Origin of the sequence: Microcystis sp. Msp_OC_L_20101000_S702 (assembly GCF_007095705.1) — a bacterium.
GTDB lineage: Bacteria > Cyanobacteriota > Cyanobacteriia > Cyanobacteriales > Microcystaceae > Microcystis > Microcystis ichthyoblabe_A.
The window spans coordinates 1-14719 of the sequence record NZ_SFBO01000015.1 but is presented as its reverse complement, the minus strand read 5'-3'; the positions used below and the strand labels follow the sequence as shown (position 1 = coordinate 14719).

The window sequence follows — 14719 nt, the reverse complement described above, 5'->3', positions numbered from 1 at the left end:
GCTTACCTCCACCTTAATTCCTTCTTTCAAAACTATACCTATCAATCGTTTCCCCTTTTTTTAAGTTTCTTCTCTTTTTGTTAAGAAAGATCTGACTAATGGATAGCTTATTAAGGGGGATCCCCCCGCCTATCGGCACCCCCCTTATCAAGGGGGGCAGGGGGGATCGAACCTAAAATCCATTTTTAATTTAATTATAACCAGCTACTTTAGCCAATTTGTCCGTTCAAACATTGTCATTAGTTAGACCCTGTTGCAACGTTTGTCCCTCTATTTTAATCTAGGCTTTCAGCTTTGCTGTCAGTGGGGAATAATGCTCACCCTATGTGCCTAAAAATATTAAGAGATGTAACTATTTATGCCTAACCTAGAAAGTGATTACTCAACAGGGGTGAGATCAGGATAGTCTAGATCGAGCAGTCCGATAGATGTTTAGTTAAATTCCTACTTCAGATATGTCCGTTTCTAGTCCTCCTCGTTCCCTGCGTATCGGTTCGCGTAAAAGTCAGTTAGCCCTAGTACAAACCTATTGGGTACAGGCAGAATTGAGTAAACACCACCCCCATCGACAGTTTGAGGTGGAGACGATGAGTACCCAAGGCGATAAAATTCTCGATGTGGCCCTGGCGAAAATCGGTGATAAGGGTTTATTTACCAAAGAATTAGAAGTGGGAATGTTGGATAGATCGATCGATCTTGCCGTCCATTCTCTCAAGGATCTGCCCACTAATTTGCCCGAAGGCTTAATCTTGGGTTGCGTCACGGAAAGAGTGAATCCGGCCGATGCTTTGGTGGTAAATAGCCAAAACCAAGACTATCAATTAGACACTTTACCGGAAGGTGCGGTGGTGGGGACTTCTTCCCTGCGGCGATTAGCCCAGTTGCGTTACCATTATCCCCATCTGACTTTTAAAGATGTGCGCGGCAATGTTAACACCCGTCTGGCAAAACTGGACGCGGGAGAATACGACGCGATTATTCTGGCAGTAGCGGGATTGGAAAGGTTAGGATTAGGCGATCGAGTTCATCAGGTTATTCCGGCGGAGATTTCTCTCCATGCGGTGGGACAGGGGGCTTTAGGGATAGAATGCCGCGATGCTGATCCGGAGGTTTTGGAAGTCCTAAAAGTGTTGGAACACGCCCCTAGCCGCGATAGATGCTATGCTGAACGAGCTTTTTTACGCGAGTTGGAGGGGGGTTGTCAAGTTCCCATCGGAGTAAATACGGCGATCGAGGATGGTATCCTAACTTTAACGGGTATGGTGGCCAGTCTCGACGGTAAGCGCCTGATTAAGGACTCGGTTAGCGGTGATCCTAGCCATGGGGAAGTCTTAGGACGAGATTTAGCCCATAAAGTGCGCGAGGCTGGTGCTGGGGAGATTTTAGCCGAGATTTTCGCTGAAGTGGGCCGATAATCGGTGATCAGTCTTAAGTGGGGTTGGCTGAATCAATCTAACACACCCAACCCCTAACTCCCTATTTCCCCCGATGGGGTTGATTGTAGGGAAGTTTAGCCAGAAGCATAGCTAAAGCACAGGTATTACTTCGTCTGGCAGTTCGCAGGAGTTTCTCCTCTTGATGAAGTCGGAAAGCCTCTTCATCATGTAGCAGTTCTTGTCGCCGCTCAAGATTGGTTTCATCATCCTGATCGTGATTCATTCTTAGACCTCAGAGTCAATATTTTTCTGATTTAAATAAATTCTCCAATCAGTGGCGGGTACAAGCCACCACTGATTGTTCCCTCCGACCTACTCCCTTTCAACTTCTGCCTCCTTTTTAGGATTGCTATCCTTTAACTCTATTGATCGAGAGAAAACGGGCTTGCGAGTTTTCAAGTTAAAGCGGAATCCTTGAGGTAAGATGTGCAACCTGACTCCACACACTGCCATCGCTTCATCTTTGAGCAGTTCGTCTAAATTATCATAAGTTGCTTCTGATTCATCGACAACTGTTACAGCCCCACGCCCCACCACTTTAAATTCGTCACCGTCCACAATTACTGCTGTATCTTCGTCAATGCCAAAGCCTAAGTTAGCTGGCTGCTGTAAGAGAGCGGAAATCAGGCGACCTAGCCGTCCGCGCTGGGCAAAATGCTGATCGATCACCACTGAGTGCAGAAATCCCATTCCCGGACCCATCTCTATCGCGTCCATGCGTGGGTTGGTTTCCGAGTCTCCTTCAATAATCATAAGATCGGGCATGATGGCAGCACCGGCACTTGTCCCACCGATCACCATTCCCTCCCGATTGCGTTGGTGAAGTAAGGTATCTAGCTGAGTTCCCTTGATTTGTTCAATGATTAGGGCTTGATCTCCCCCGGTAAAAAACGCTCCTGTGGCTTCCTCAATGATTTTCAGGTTTTCTGGATCGTCGGCATCTTCCCTGTGAATGGTATCGAGGACACATACATCCTCGACACCGAGTCGCTCAAACACTCGGGTATAGGCTTCTCCAGCCGAACGAGGCTCACTTGTTGCCGCCGTTAACACGGCAATTTTAGCTTTAGTCCCGCCAGCACAGCGAACAAACTCTCGCAAGATTTGACAATCTCCTTCTTTGTCTTCTGCTCCACCAATGATGATTAATTGCCCTCGCTCTTTTGTGGATTCCATACAAAAACTCCTTGAATAACTAAACAGCACAACAACATAAAATTAAATTATAATCGAGAATTTGGGTTGAAAACCCCGTCCTTTGAGGACGGCTTTAAGCTACAATGGAAAAAGCGATAACCAAGCTAAAAACTGAACCTTGACCACAGATAGTAGGGGGTTTCGTTCAGAAAAGAAGTCAAATTCGGCCTTGAACGAGTAAAACTTTCTAGGAAATAAGGTTGAACATGAGATTTTTTCGACTTGTTCAAAGTGGCCGTCCGGCATTCGGACAATCAAAACGGACGTGGGGGAAAGCGTAAGACTACCGCTAAGGTAGCAGTATCCTGTGAAGCGTCAACCCCATTCAACGACCATCCTAAAAAGGTGGCGTGGTGAGGAATCACCGTTCCTTTTAGGACGGTGATTCCTAGACCTCACGATCTAGGTTTCTGCTTCTTAGCAGTTGCCTTCACAGACTTACTCTGTTCGGGTCTTACACTCGCGACCCGGACTGATACCGCAAGCCCTGCGGCCAAAAAATCGCTGACTCTAGAGATTAATGACACCATCTGTTATAATAAGGTTAGCGATCACTATACAGCCAACTCTACGGAATCGCTCTACTCCAGATACAGTCAACGGTACAGCCATTTTCAAGGGGAAAATGTACCCAGTAGCGTCTTTTCAATTTTTTCCGAGAAGCCCCATGCAGTCGGGGTTTTGTTGATTTTTTAGTATTTCTGTATGGGGGAAGTCCAAGTATCACCGTCGAGTCAAGAGGCAAAAATACAAATAAAGCGAGAACTGTCGCCCTTGCAGTTCCCGCTCTATTATTGTTGTATTGTTGGAGTATCTAACCCCCGAATATTGAGTTAAATTAGTACAAATCTTCTTCTTTGTGGGTGACGATCACACAGTCAGAAGTAGGATAGGCAACACAGGTGAGGACATAACCCGCTTTAATTTGATCGTCATCTAAGAAGGATTGCTCGGATTGATCAACGCTACCGGATTCGATTTGACCAGCGCAAGCAGAACAAGCACCAGCACGGCAAGAAAAGGGTAAATCTAATCCTTCTTTTTCCGCTATCTCGAGAATATATTCATTATCGGGAACATCAATTTCATAATCGCCATCGGGTGTTTTCAGGGTGACTTTATAAGTGGTTGTCTTTGTTTTCTTTGCCATAGGTTGTTCCTCAGTCTCAAAATGCCTTTTCTCCCCGTTTAGACTGAACGGGTCGAATGAGTTTCCTTTTTGATACTACGCGAAAATTTACCCAGCTTAACTTAGCATTAGTAATGACAGCCTTAAATAAACTTAAAATAATATTTACTTATCACTTTAGCCGATTAGCTGTTTAATTAAAAGTTGATACAATAGCCTAGTCTCATAAAATAAAAGTCTGCATAGCCTATCCTTCCCTAATGCCTTAAAAAGGGTTGATTCGGAGAAATAGTGCCAAGAGCGTCAGCAGACAACTGAGAACGCACCAAACCGAAGAAAATCTAGTAGAAATGATTTGGCTACAGTTAACAAGTCTTTTGAGCAGATTTTAGGGGATGGCGAAAAGTTTTCTTGTGGTTAAACGACTGTTCGAGTTTTTTGTAAATTTCAATTATTGAATTTTCCTAACCTTAAAAAATACGATACCTTTTCACATTTTATTTAAGGATGCTATAGCTAACAAAGTTAATCCGAATGGGGATTGGAAATTGTACTCGTCACTATTTAAATTGTCATCGTCATGATCTAATCAGTTAAGAGATTTAGCAAAATTTCCGGGGGTCAGTTTTAGTAACTGCATAATGATATATTGTCTTAAGCGATCGCGGCTTTGAGCCGGTGCATTAACAAACAAACTATAATCCGGTGGACAGCATTTCTGATAATTTACACTGCCTAGGGAAAATTTTAGTACAAATGCTCGAACTTACCACTCTGGTACTCATTGAGATAGTCAACAGCTGATCGCAGCCAATTCTTTTTTACCATATTTAGCTACACTTTGCTTCCCATAGGGATTGTAGGCTTCCTTGTCACCCCGTCAGAGTTAAGAGCAAAACAGAGACAGAAGCGAAGCTCAACCCGATGATTAGCTAATGGTATCCATAAACATCTTCAATGCTGCTTTTGAGAAGGAGAGGGGTTGCTAAAGCCTCTATAATAAGTAGCCATAGAGATGCCGACAACTTCCCCTGTCGATAGCGAATAAGGAGAAAAAAAACCCAGTGTTTGTCCTCAAAGGTTACGAGTATTTTCTAGGATTTCTGCTCGCTTGCAGTTTAGTACCAATCCTATCCCTAACGGCCTCCAAAGTCCTGCGGCCTAGTGGTGGCGGTCCGGAAAGACGCACCACCTATGAATCGGGGATGGAACCGATCGGCGGTGCTTGGATTCAGTTTAACATTCGTTATTATATGTTTGCCCTCGTTTTCGTGGTTTTTGACGTGGAAACCGTCTTTCTCTACCCTTGGGCAGTAGCTTTCAATCAATTGGGCCTATTAGCTTTTGTAGAAGCATTGATCTTTATTGCTATCCTTGTGGTTGCTCTCGTCTATGCTTGGCGGAAAGGAGCCTTAGAATGGTCATAATGGCCATAATTTTCCTGATTTTTGACTTTTGATGAGAGGATAACCCGATGAGTCCCAACCCTACCAGCGAATTTAAGCAAATTATCGAACAACAAAGCGAAAAAATCCTCAATCCCATCGAACGCACGAAAGTTACCCAGGATTTATCGGAAAATGTCATACTTACCACCGTTGATGACCTGTATAACTGGGCGCGTTTGTCAAGTCTTTGGCCGATGCTATACGGTACAGCTTGCTGTTTTATCGAGTTCGCGGCCTTGATTGGTTCCCGTTTTGATTTCGATCGCTTTGGTTTAGTTCCCCGTTCTAGTCCCCGGCAAGCCGATTTAATCATCACTGCCGGTACAGTTACCATGAAAATGGCCCCCGCTTTGGTGCGTCTGTACGAAGAAATGCCAGAACCTAAATACGTTATCGCCATGGGTGCCTGTACGATTACGGGAGGAATGTTCAGCAGTGACTCCACTACCGCAGTCAGAGGGGTAGATAAACTTATCCCCGTGGATGTCTATATACCCGGTTGTCCCCCCCGTCCGGAAGCGATTATCGACGCGATTATTAAACTGCGGAAAAAAGTCGCTAACGAATCTATTCAAGAACGCGGGACTGTTCTCCAGCAAACCAATCGTTATTACAGCACCACCCACAAAATGCAGGCCACGGAACCGATTCTGACCGGTAAATATCTGCAATCGGCCACCCGTCAAGCACCTCCGAAAGAGTTACTAGAAGCCACTGGTATGCCTGTTCCCCCCGCTCTCTTGACCACGAAACAAAAGGAAGAAATCTAAATGACTGAAGAAACCACAGCTATTGTGCAAGCTGGCCCCACTTCGATTTGGTTAAGCGAAAATGGTTTTGATCATCAAGCTTTAGAAGCTGACCATAGTGGTGTGGAATTGATTAAAGTAGAAGCAGAATTTTTAATTCCCCTGGCCACTGCTTTATTCGCTTATGGCTTTAATTATCTCCAATGTCAGGGTGCTTACGATTTGGGACCGGGTAAAGAATTAGTTAGTTTCTATCATCTGGTCAAAGTAACCGATAATGTCGATAGTCCCGTGGAAGTGCGCTTAAAAGTCTTTCTTCCTAGAGATAATCCCCGGGTTGCTTCGGTTTACTGGATTTGGAAAGCTGCTGACTGGCAAGAACGAGAAAGTTATGATATGTTCGGCATTATTTATGAAGGACATCCCCACCTGAAACGGATTTTAATGCCAGAAGATTGGGTAGGTTGGCCTCTACGCAAAGATTACGTTTCTCCCGAATTCTACGAACTACAGGACGCTTACTAAGTCGAGAATTTAATCACTAATTAGGTTATGGATCCTATGGGGTTGGAAGATATTTCTAGCCCGATTTTTTTTTGATACTAAATCCGTTGAGTATAAGTAGATAGATATTAAAAACGATCAGTTCCCCCCTTATCAAGGGGGGCAGGGGGGATCAAAGACAAAATCTATCTTCAATTTAATTATAACCAGCTACTTAGGCTACATATCAGGACAGGCACTCATGCAAAACGGAGAATAAATAATCAGTTTTTAATAACAGGATTTAGTATTACTTAGCCGAGAAAATCCTCGATCGCCTGTGCTGTCTCTTCCGGTGCCTCTTCCGGTAAAAAATGACCACTGGCGATCGCCTGTCCCGTCACTTGATTAGCTCGCTGCTGCCAAAGAGCGATCACATCGTATTGACGTGCAATAAAACCTTTTTTTCCCCAAAGAACCAAGAGGGGAGAGGAAATTTTCCGGTCTAAATCCTGACGATCATGCTCTAAATCGATGGTAGCGGCGGCCCGATAATCGGCACAGGTGGCGGTTATCGTCCTTAAATCTCGAAAACAACGCCGATATTCCCCCAAAGCTTCCTCTGTAAAAGCGCTAAAATCTCGCCCCCAACTTTGCAAGCAATGGTGCAGATAATAATCGGGATTAGCAGCGATCAGGGTTTCGGGAAAAGGGGAAGGCTGAATCAAGAAAAACCAATGATAGTAGGCAGTGGCAAAAGTTTGATCAGTAGCCTCGTACATCGCCAGCGTTGGGGCTATATCGAGTAAAACGATTTTTTTGACCTTTTCTGGAAAATCAAGGGCAATACGGTGGGAAACTCGCGCCCCTCGATCATGGCCGATCAGATAAAACTCCTGATAACCCAATTTTTCCATCAGCAACACCTGATCGAGGGCCATCACCCGCTTGCAATAATTGCTAGAATCCTCTAGGGGTAAGGGTTTATCGCTATCCCCGTAGCCGCGCAGATCCGTGGCGATCACCGTAAAATTAGCCGCTAATCGGGGGGCGATTTTATGCCACATTTGATGGGTTTGGGGATAACCATGGAGCAAAAGCAGCGGAAAACCACACCCACCTTTGACACCATTGATAGTAATGCCATTAACTTCTAGCTGAAATTTCCGAAAATTTGTCATCATTTTTGCTTCCTGTCACCTTAGGGGGAGATAATTGCATCATCTGGCAAAAGTGACCCAATCAGTAAAGTTTTTTCACTATAGCTCCTCAAGCCGCTGCTTTTTTGGTAGATTAAAACCATTGGGTTGTTCAAAAATCAACGAGTTAAGCAGTTAGGTGTTAAAAACTGTCAGATCCCCCCGCCTATCGGCACCCCCCTTAATAAGGGGGGCAGGGGGGATCGAACCCAAAATCTATCTTCAATTTAATTATAACCAGCTACTTAAGCAGTAATTTGATTATGATCTCGATTATCTATTCCGATGAATTTCTCGATCACGATACAGGTATTTACCATCCCGAAAAAGCGGCGCGTTTAACGGCAATTGTCGAGGCTTTAAAACAAACAGAATGGCAGTCAAAACTAACATGGCATTTACCCACACCGATCGAAATTCGCGACGAAGTAATCCCTTTGATTAAACAAGTTCATAATCAAGATTATGTTGATAGATTGCGGCGAATTTGTCAACGGGGTGGGGGAAGATTGGATGCAGATACTCCCGTTTCTGCCCGTAGTTACGATGTGGCGTTACTAGCGGTTAGTGGCTGGTTAGATGGAGTCGATCGAGTTTTATCCACTGGCGATCCTGCCTTTATTTTAGCCCGTCCACCCGGACATCATGCCACTTCTAATTATGGCATGGGTTTCTGTCTGTTTTCTAATGCTGCTATTGCCGCCTATTATGCTTTAGAAAACAAAAGAGTGCAAAAAGTAGCGATTCTCGATTGGGACGTACATCATGGCAATGGCACCCAGGATATAGTCGAAAATCATCCCCAGATTGCCTATTGTTCCCTCCATCAATTCCCGTTTTATCCCGGCACGGGAGAAGCGCGAGAAAAAGGTGAGTTTAATAATGTTTTGAATATTCCCTTATCGGCGGGAAGTACGATTAAAGATTATCAAGAACATTTTGAGGGGCAAGTCATACCTTTTTTGAAAGATTTTCAACCGGATTTAGTGATTGTTAGTGCTGGATATGATGCCAATCAAGCGGATCCTCTGGCGGGAATTTGTTTACACCCACAGGATTATGGAATTTTAACCAAATACCTCTTAACTCTCAATAAACCGCTACTTTTCGGCTTAGAAGGCGGTTATGATTTAGAAACTTTAGCGGCTTCCGTCGTCGCCACCTTAGAAGCTTTGCTCTGATCCTATTCCGGGTAATCGTTACATTTCTTTAAAAAGATTGGTAACAAAGTGATCTAATGCGGTAAGGTAAACGATCGATAGAAAAAAACCCTTGACCTAGTTGCCTTTTAAGATTATGAACTCCCTTGCGCCCCACCTAAAAGCCAAAGCCCTCAAACCCAATAGTCGTCGTCCTGCCAAAGAATTGTGTAGCGAGTGCGGACTTTGTGACACTTATTACATTCACTATGTTAAAGAAGCTTGTGCTTTTCTTAATCAACAAATCGCCGATTTAGAAGCAGCAGCACACGGCAAAAGTCGCGACTTAAATCAGGAAAATGATCTCTATTTTGGTGTTCATCAAGAGATGATGGCTGCCAAGAAAAAACAAGCTATTCCAGGGGCGCAATGGACAGGAATCGTCAGCACAATTGCCTGTCAAATGCTCGATCGTGGTTTAGTAGAAGGGGTGGTTTGTGTGCAGAATACCGCCGAGGATCGCTTTCAACCGCAGCCGATTCTCGCCCGTACCACGGAAGAAATTCTCGCCGCTAAAGTCAATAAACCGACTCTTTCTCCCAATTTATCAGTCCTAGAAGAAATTGAAAAATCGGGCATGAAACGGTTATTAGTTATCGGAGTTGGTTGTCAAATTCAAGCCCTAAGAGCAGTAGAAAAAAAATTAGGCTTAGAAAAGTTATATGTCTTAGGAACTCCCTGCGTCGATAATGTCACCCGCTCAGGACTACAAAAGTTTTTAGAAACTACCAGTCGTTCCCCAGAAACTGTGGTTCATTACGAATTTATGCAGGATTTTCGTGTACACTTTAAACACGAAGACGGCTCCATCGAAATGGTTCCCTTTTTTGGCTTAAAGACTAATAAGTTAAAAGATGTTTTTGCCCCTTCCTGTATGACTTGTTTTGATTATGTTAACTCCCTTGCTGATTTAGTTGTGGGCTATATGGGCGCACCTTTTGGCTGGCAATGGATTATGGTTCGTAATGATACGGGCAAGGAAATGTTAGAGTTAGTCAAAGATCAATTAAATACCCAAGATGTTATGTCTAGTGGTGATAGAAAACAGGCGGTACAAAATAGCATTCCTGCCTATGATAAAGGTGTAACCTTGCCGATGTGGGCGGCAAAAATGATGGGAGTAGTAATTGAAAAAATCGGGCCTAAAGGGTTAGAATATGCTCGCTTTTCTATCGATTCTCACTTTACCCGTAATTACCTTTATGTTAAACGTAATTATCCTGAAAAATTAGCGGCTCATGTTCCTGAATATGCTAAAAAGATTGTGGAACAGTATAAATTGCCCGATTAATTAGGGTATGCTGAAAAAGTAGGGGCGCAACATTCGGATAGGAAATCTACGGTTTCAGCGATAGGTTATCCCCCGAATGTTCACCCCTTCTTCGACAATCTCTTATCAGTTATCAGTTATCAGTTATCAGTTATCAGCTATCAGTGAGCAGTGGTTAATTCAATCATAGTCAATGATAGGTGATGGGTTACGACTAAATCTGGATGTTGTTAAATTTTCTCTTGACAAAAGCCTCTTGACATGATATTATATTCATAATCGAAAATCCTTGCGCCTACAGACCCTATTTTCAAGTCTCAATAATCGCCAATAAAAGCTTAGATAGCGATAATTTTTTTAAGGATTGAGAACCATGAACTATCAAAGAGAGTTTTATGTTGTCATTGAACGAGATGAGGATGGATATTATGTTGGGGAAGTTCCTCAACTTCGGGGTTGTTACAGTCAAGGGGAAACGATTGATGAATTGATGAAGAATATCAGGGAAGTGATTGAACTTTGCTTGGAAGATGACAATCCGGAAGATGTGTCGAAGTTTGTTGGAATTGAAAAGGTGTCTATCTGATGCCAAAATTACCGATATTAACCGGTGATGAAGTTATCAAAGCTTTAACGAGAATAGGGTTTCAATCTATCCGACAAAAAGGAAGTCATCTGCGCTTAAAACATGAAGATGGAAGAGTTGTCACCGTACCGGTTCATCGGGGGAAAACTGTCGGGAAAGGATTACTCCTAAAAATTTTACGCGATGCTGAACTGACACAAGAAGAATTCATTCGTCTGCTGTAATTCCCATCTTGATTTAAGCTTCATGTCCCCGTTTTTCTCGATGTTGTTAAATTTTCTCTTGACAAAAGCCTCTTGACATGATATTATATTCATAATGGAGAATCCGTGCGCCTGCAGACACTCTTTTCAAGAATTTTCAAGGTCTAGTTTATTCGCCATAATGAGTTTTAGCACGATGAATATAGATTAACTTCTGTTCATCATTAATGGTGTAAAGTATTCTATCTTGATAACTTAACCGAATTGAATAGAAACCCGTTAAATCTCCTACTAATTTTTTGCCACTATAGGGAGAAATACTCAGGGTATCTTGGATAATTGACTTCAGTTTTTTCTTAAGTTTAAGGGTTAGCTTATCAACATCTTTTTTAGCTTCTTTGGTAAATCTGACTTCATAAACCATTAATCAATGTCTCCCAAGACTTCCTCGAAAGAATAGGTTTCATTTTCATTAATTTGCTGTAGAGATAGTTGTAAGCTTTCTCTTAAATCGGGAATAGAGAGTAATTCGATAGTTTCTTGTAAACTTTCATAGTTTTTTTGGGAAATCAAAATTACAGAGTCCTCCTGATTCTCAATGGCATAAATTTTGTTATCTTCCGTAACCGATTTAACGAGACTTGGTAAATCGGTTTGAGCATCAGCGATTTTAATTTTTTTGATCATAATTAATCCTTTTTTTGATGATGAAATAATAAAAATTATTGTAGGGATTTAACAATCTCACCTAATCACAGTCCAGACAGCATCCTCCTATAATTATCCATCATTGTAGTCATCAGTGATTAATTCAATCATAGTCGATGATTAGGTGGTGCGTTACTGGACTAGGTAATAGGTGTAGGGGTAATTCATGAATTACCCTTACAATAACGTTTTTCTGGATGTTGTTAAAATTTCTCTTGACAAAGGCGACTTGACATGATACTATATTCATAATGGAAAATCCGTGCGCCTACAGACCCTCTTTTCCAAAGCATTCAAACTCTATCTTAATTCTACTTGCCAGAGTTGGGACAACATAGTTTTATATTCTCCATAATCGTTTGAGTATGGGGATGATTTTCCCCTAATCTTTCCCTGAAAATATTAATCGCTTCTAGATAGAGAGGTTCCGCTTCTGAGTACCTGTCTTGGGATTAGTACAAGTGTGCTAAATTGTTGAGGGAAGTTGCCACATGGGGATGATTGTCTCCTAGTAGTTGTTGTCTCAATTCTAATGTAACTCTATATTTTGAAATAAAATGAAAAATCCTTCTTGTGTAAAATGCTTATCGTGGGTAAGAATTTCATTTATATTCATTTGGCGCATTGTTTGCATGGATATACAATCTGTTAAGCTGTAATCTTTATCTGGACGATTTTGATATAAATCTAATCCTGATTGGAACGTCTGATGAGTTTGAGGTATAACTAAGATTTGGGGATTATTTTGTAAGCCTCTAATAACTTGTAAGGTTTTTCGTCTAACTGACATTCCATAAGCAGATAGATTGTTGAAAACTTCAATAAAGACTTCATCGGTTGTCACTATTGTTACCTGCTGGAGTTTCCTTGTCATTTCTATAGCTTTCTCATGCCAATCATCACGATTGTTAATGAGAGCAACCCAATAAAATGTGTCTGCAAAGATGGTTTTCATTGCTATGATACTATAAACTTTAGTTTCGGCTTTGCTTAGGATTTGGGAACTCCATAAAGATAATGATCATGTTGATTAGCAAGATCTATAGGCAACTTTTCTAAGTCGTCATTGTCTAATGGCATCTCTTCCAGAAGCTTTAATATTGCCTCCCCTACATTACTTTCAGATTTAGCATAACTAGCTTGTGCTGAAAGGAGGAAGTTCAAAGTTTCTTCTATTAAAGAATCCGGTGCTTGTTCAATCTCTTGCAATAGTCTCTCTTTAGTGTTCATGGTTTTATTCCTTGCTAATCAGTTATCAGTTATGGCTCTCTTGGATTTGGTGGGTAAAATGTATTCTAAGATACAGTCCTGCTGGCGAGGGAATGGAAGGAACCACAAAGGCACAAAGGACACAAAGATCGATTATGTTGTAGGTTAAGCTTATCGCACAGAGTCTGGAAGATTCCTATAATAAGTCTAAGCTGTGATTTGAATGATTGAGTGAATGCTATGATTGTGTTGTATTTGGCAAGTCTTTATCAATGATCAATTATAGTCTATCCCATAATCGCATCAATCATAGTTTAGACTCTTTACCTAATAAAGCGACGCACTAGCCACCGAGTGAGCATCCATAGCAAATAAAACGGCATCCATAGAATAACTATAGGAATAACTATAATCCACTGCCACCAAGTTAAAGAAGTGGGTTTTTGCTTTTGTCGCAGCCTTTGTAAATTATTACGACAGGTTTTTGTATTAGGATGATTGTCTCCTAAGAGTCGTTTTAACAAATCTAAAGCTTCTAGATAGAGAGGTTCTGCTTCTGTGTACCTACCTTGGGAATAGTACAATCCTGCTAAATTGTTGAGGGAATTTGCCACATGGGGATGATTGTCTCCTAAGAGTAGTTTAAACAAATCTAATGCTTCTAGATAGAGAGGTTCCGCTTCTGTGTACCTGCCTTGGGATTTGTACAAGTATGCTAAATTGTTGAGGGAAGCTGCCACATCGGGATGATTGTCTCCTAAGAGTCGTTTTCTCAAATCTAATGCTTCTAGAAAGAGAGGTTCCGCTTCTGTGTACCTGCCTTGGGAATAGTACAATCCTGCTAAATTGTTGAGGGAAGTTGCCACAGAGGGATGATTGTCTCCTAAAAGTCGTTTATCCAAATCTAAAGCTTCTAGATAGAGAGGTTCTGCTTCTGTGTACCTACCTTGGGATTTGTACAATGATGCTAAATTGTTGAGGGAAGTTGCCACATGGGGATGATTGTCTCCTAAGAGTCGTTTATACAAATCTAATGCTTCTAGATAGAGAGGTTCCGCTTCTGTGTACCTGCCTTGGGAACGGTACAATTCTGCTAAATTGTTGAGGGAAGTTGCCACATGGGGATGATTGTCTCCTAATACTTGGGTAGCAATCTTAATCGCTTCTAGAAGGAGAGGTTCCGCTTCTGTGTACCTGCCTTGGGATTGGTACAAGTATGCTAAATTGTTGAGGGATTGTGCCACATCGGGATGATTGTCTCCTAAGAGTCGTTTTCTCAAATCTAATGCTTCTAGATAGAGAGGTTCTGCTTCTGTGTACCTGCCTTGGGATTGGTACAAGTATGCTAAATTGTTGAGGGATTGTGCCACATGGGGATGATTGTCTCCTAAGAGTCGTTTTCTCAAATCTAATGCTTCTAGATAGAGAGGTTCTGCTTCTGTGTACCTGCCTTGGGAACGGTACAATTCTGCTAAATTGTTGAGGGAAGTTGCCACAGAGGGATGATTGTCTCCTAAGTGGGTTCGAGTTGCGGTTAAACAATCTTGACAGTAAGGTTCAGCAATAGCATACAATCCTTGTCCTTCATAATAACTAGCTAAACCCGTATAGGACCAAACTAAATCCTCATCAGCGATATATTGGGGATATTCCCCGACAGATGCTTGTAGATGGAGAAGGAAAGGTTTAAATTCTTCAACGATTTCTATAGTGGGATTATATGGCATTTCTGCCGATTTTTTGGCCATAATCCCACAATAACGGCGTTTTGCTGGTTCTGCGTAGGGTGATGCTTCTAACTTATCCCGAAAGTAGCGACGCAACAGGGGATGAATTTCATACCAACCATCACGATTATCCTGAACTAAACTCAGGTGAACTAAACTATCGGTTAACCATTCCT

17 protein-coding genes and 1 pseudogene are annotated in these 14719 nt (G+C 42.1%); 8 read left to right on the top strand and 10 right to left on the bottom strand.

Going from position 1 to position 14719, the window contains the following annotated elements; genetic code table 11:
• Positions 1 to 455 precede the first annotated feature (455 nt).
• Positions 456 to 1415 carry a hydroxymethylbilane synthase gene (gene hemC / locus EWV60_RS01435; protein WP_002738668.1) on the top strand — a complete coding sequence of 320 codons (960 nt, stop codon included), beginning with the start codon at positions 456 to 458 and terminating at the stop codon, positions 1413 to 1415.
• A gap of 61 nt (positions 1416 to 1476) precedes the next feature.
• On the opposite strand, the gene EWV60_RS01430 is transcribed toward hemC, so the two are convergent.
• The 3 genes from EWV60_RS01430 to EWV60_RS01420 all read right to left on the bottom strand — a co-directional run bounded on the left by EWV60_RS01430 (position 1477) and on the right by EWV60_RS01420 (position 3783).
• Positions 1477 to 1659, bottom strand: a complete 183-nt coding sequence (locus EWV60_RS01430; RefSeq protein ID WP_016516934.1) for a hypothetical protein — start codon at positions 1657 to 1659, stop codon at positions 1477 to 1479.
• A gap of 89 nt (positions 1660 to 1748) precedes the next feature.
• The gene (locus EWV60_RS01425) at positions 1749 to 2612 is read right to left on the bottom strand and encodes a cyanophycinase (RefSeq protein ID WP_287230425.1); all 864 of its coding nucleotides are present in this window, start codon (positions 2610 to 2612) and stop codon (positions 1749 to 1751) included.
• 859 nt (positions 2613 to 3471) lie between these two features.
• A complete protein-coding gene (locus EWV60_RS01420; RefSeq protein ID WP_287230424.1) occupies positions 3472 to 3783 on the bottom strand; it encodes a ferredoxin in 312 nt (103 codons plus the stop codon).
• A 1043-nt stretch (positions 3784 to 4826) separates the two neighbouring features.
• On the opposite strand from EWV60_RS01420, the gene ndhC reads away from it, so the two are divergent.
• Genes ndhC through EWV60_RS01405 form a run of 3 tightly spaced genes read left to right on the top strand, consistent with a single transcriptional unit; the run spans position 4827 to position 6484 of the window.
• Positions 4827 to 5189 (top strand): photosynthetic/respiratory NAD(P)H-quinone oxidoreductase subunit C, encoded by a 363-nt coding sequence (ndhC, locus tag EWV60_RS01415; RefSeq protein WP_002739390.1) that lies wholly within the window; start codon positions 4827 to 4829, stop codon positions 5187 to 5189.
• 47 nt (positions 5190 to 5236) lie between these two features.
• The gene (gene ndhK / locus EWV60_RS01410) at positions 5237 to 5980 is read left to right on the top strand and encodes a photosynthetic/respiratory NAD(P)H-quinone oxidoreductase subunit K (RefSeq protein ID WP_002738790.1); all 744 of its coding nucleotides are present in this window, start codon (positions 5237 to 5239) and stop codon (positions 5978 to 5980) included.
• Positions 5981 to 6484, top strand: coding sequence for an NAD(P)H-quinone oxidoreductase subunit J (locus tag EWV60_RS01405; protein ID WP_002738424.1), 504 nt, complete (start codon positions 5981 to 5983; stop codon positions 6482 to 6484). It abuts the gene before it with no gap.
• Between the two features lie 272 nt (positions 6485 to 6756).
• Here the strand turns inward: EWV60_RS01405 and EWV60_RS01400 are convergent, their stop codons facing one another.
• Positions 6757 to 7626 (bottom strand): alpha/beta fold hydrolase, encoded by an 870-nt coding sequence (locus EWV60_RS01400; protein ID WP_287230421.1) that lies wholly within the window; start codon positions 7624 to 7626, stop codon positions 6757 to 6759.
• A 278-nt stretch (positions 7627 to 7904) separates the two neighbouring features.
• On the opposite strand from EWV60_RS01400, the gene EWV60_RS01395 reads away from it, so the two are divergent.
• The 4 genes from EWV60_RS01395 to EWV60_RS01380 all read left to right on the top strand — a co-directional run bounded on the left by EWV60_RS01395 (position 7905) and on the right by EWV60_RS01380 (position 10920).
• Positions 7905 to 8822 (top strand): histone deacetylase family protein, encoded by a 918-nt coding sequence (locus EWV60_RS01395; protein WP_193979140.1) that lies wholly within the window; start codon positions 7905 to 7907, stop codon positions 8820 to 8822.
• A 115-nt stretch (positions 8823 to 8937) separates the two neighbouring features.
• The gene (locus EWV60_RS01390) at positions 8938 to 10131 is read left to right on the top strand and encodes a Coenzyme F420 hydrogenase/dehydrogenase, beta subunit C-terminal domain (RefSeq protein WP_287230418.1); all 1194 of its coding nucleotides are present in this window, start codon (positions 8938 to 8940) and stop codon (positions 10129 to 10131) included.
• Positions 10132 to 10483: 352 nt separating this feature from the next.
• The gene (locus EWV60_RS01385; RefSeq protein WP_002738920.1) at positions 10484 to 10696 is read left to right on the top strand and encodes a type II toxin-antitoxin system HicB family antitoxin; all 213 of its coding nucleotides are present in this window, start codon (positions 10484 to 10486) and stop codon (positions 10694 to 10696) included.
• Positions 10696 to 10920 (top strand): type II toxin-antitoxin system HicA family toxin, encoded by a 225-nt coding sequence (locus tag EWV60_RS01380; RefSeq protein WP_002739026.1) that lies wholly within the window; start codon positions 10696 to 10698, stop codon positions 10918 to 10920. Before EWV60_RS01385 ends, EWV60_RS01380 begins: the two co-directional genes overlap by 1 nt.
• A 148-nt stretch (positions 10921 to 11068) precedes the next feature.
• Here EWV60_RS01380 and EWV60_RS01375 read toward each other — a convergent pair whose 3' ends face one another.
• From EWV60_RS01375 to EWV60_RS01350, 6 genes and pseudogenes are all read right to left on the bottom strand, one after another.
• Complete coding sequence (locus tag EWV60_RS01375; RefSeq protein ID WP_002797171.1) at positions 11069 to 11323, bottom strand: type II toxin-antitoxin system RelE family toxin; 255 nt, start codon at positions 11321 to 11323, stop codon at positions 11069 to 11071.
• The gene (locus tag EWV60_RS01370) at positions 11323 to 11586 is read right to left on the bottom strand and encodes a type II toxin-antitoxin system Phd/YefM family antitoxin (protein WP_002762167.1); all 264 of its coding nucleotides are present in this window, start codon (positions 11584 to 11586) and stop codon (positions 11323 to 11325) included. The genes EWV60_RS01375 and EWV60_RS01370 overlap by 1 nt, the downstream gene beginning before the upstream one ends.
• Before the next feature lie 332 nt (positions 11587 to 11918).
• Positions 11919 to 12134, bottom strand: a pseudogene (locus EWV60_RS23105) (tetratricopeptide repeat protein).
• A 2-nt stretch (positions 12135 to 12136) separates the two neighbouring features.
• Positions 12137 to 12562, bottom strand: coding sequence for a type II toxin-antitoxin system VapC family toxin (locus EWV60_RS01360; RefSeq protein WP_002756072.1), 426 nt, complete (start codon positions 12560 to 12562; stop codon positions 12137 to 12139).
• 35 nt (positions 12563 to 12597) lie between these two features.
• On the bottom strand, positions 12598 to 12837 hold the full coding sequence (locus EWV60_RS01355; protein WP_002735146.1) for a hypothetical protein: 240 nt from the start codon (positions 12835 to 12837) through the stop codon (positions 12598 to 12600).
• A gap of 302 nt (positions 12838 to 13139) precedes the next feature.
• Positions 13140 to 14719, bottom strand: a 1580-nt coding sequence (locus EWV60_RS01350; protein ID WP_287230413.1) for a tetratricopeptide repeat protein, incomplete at its 5' end; no start/stop codon positions are given.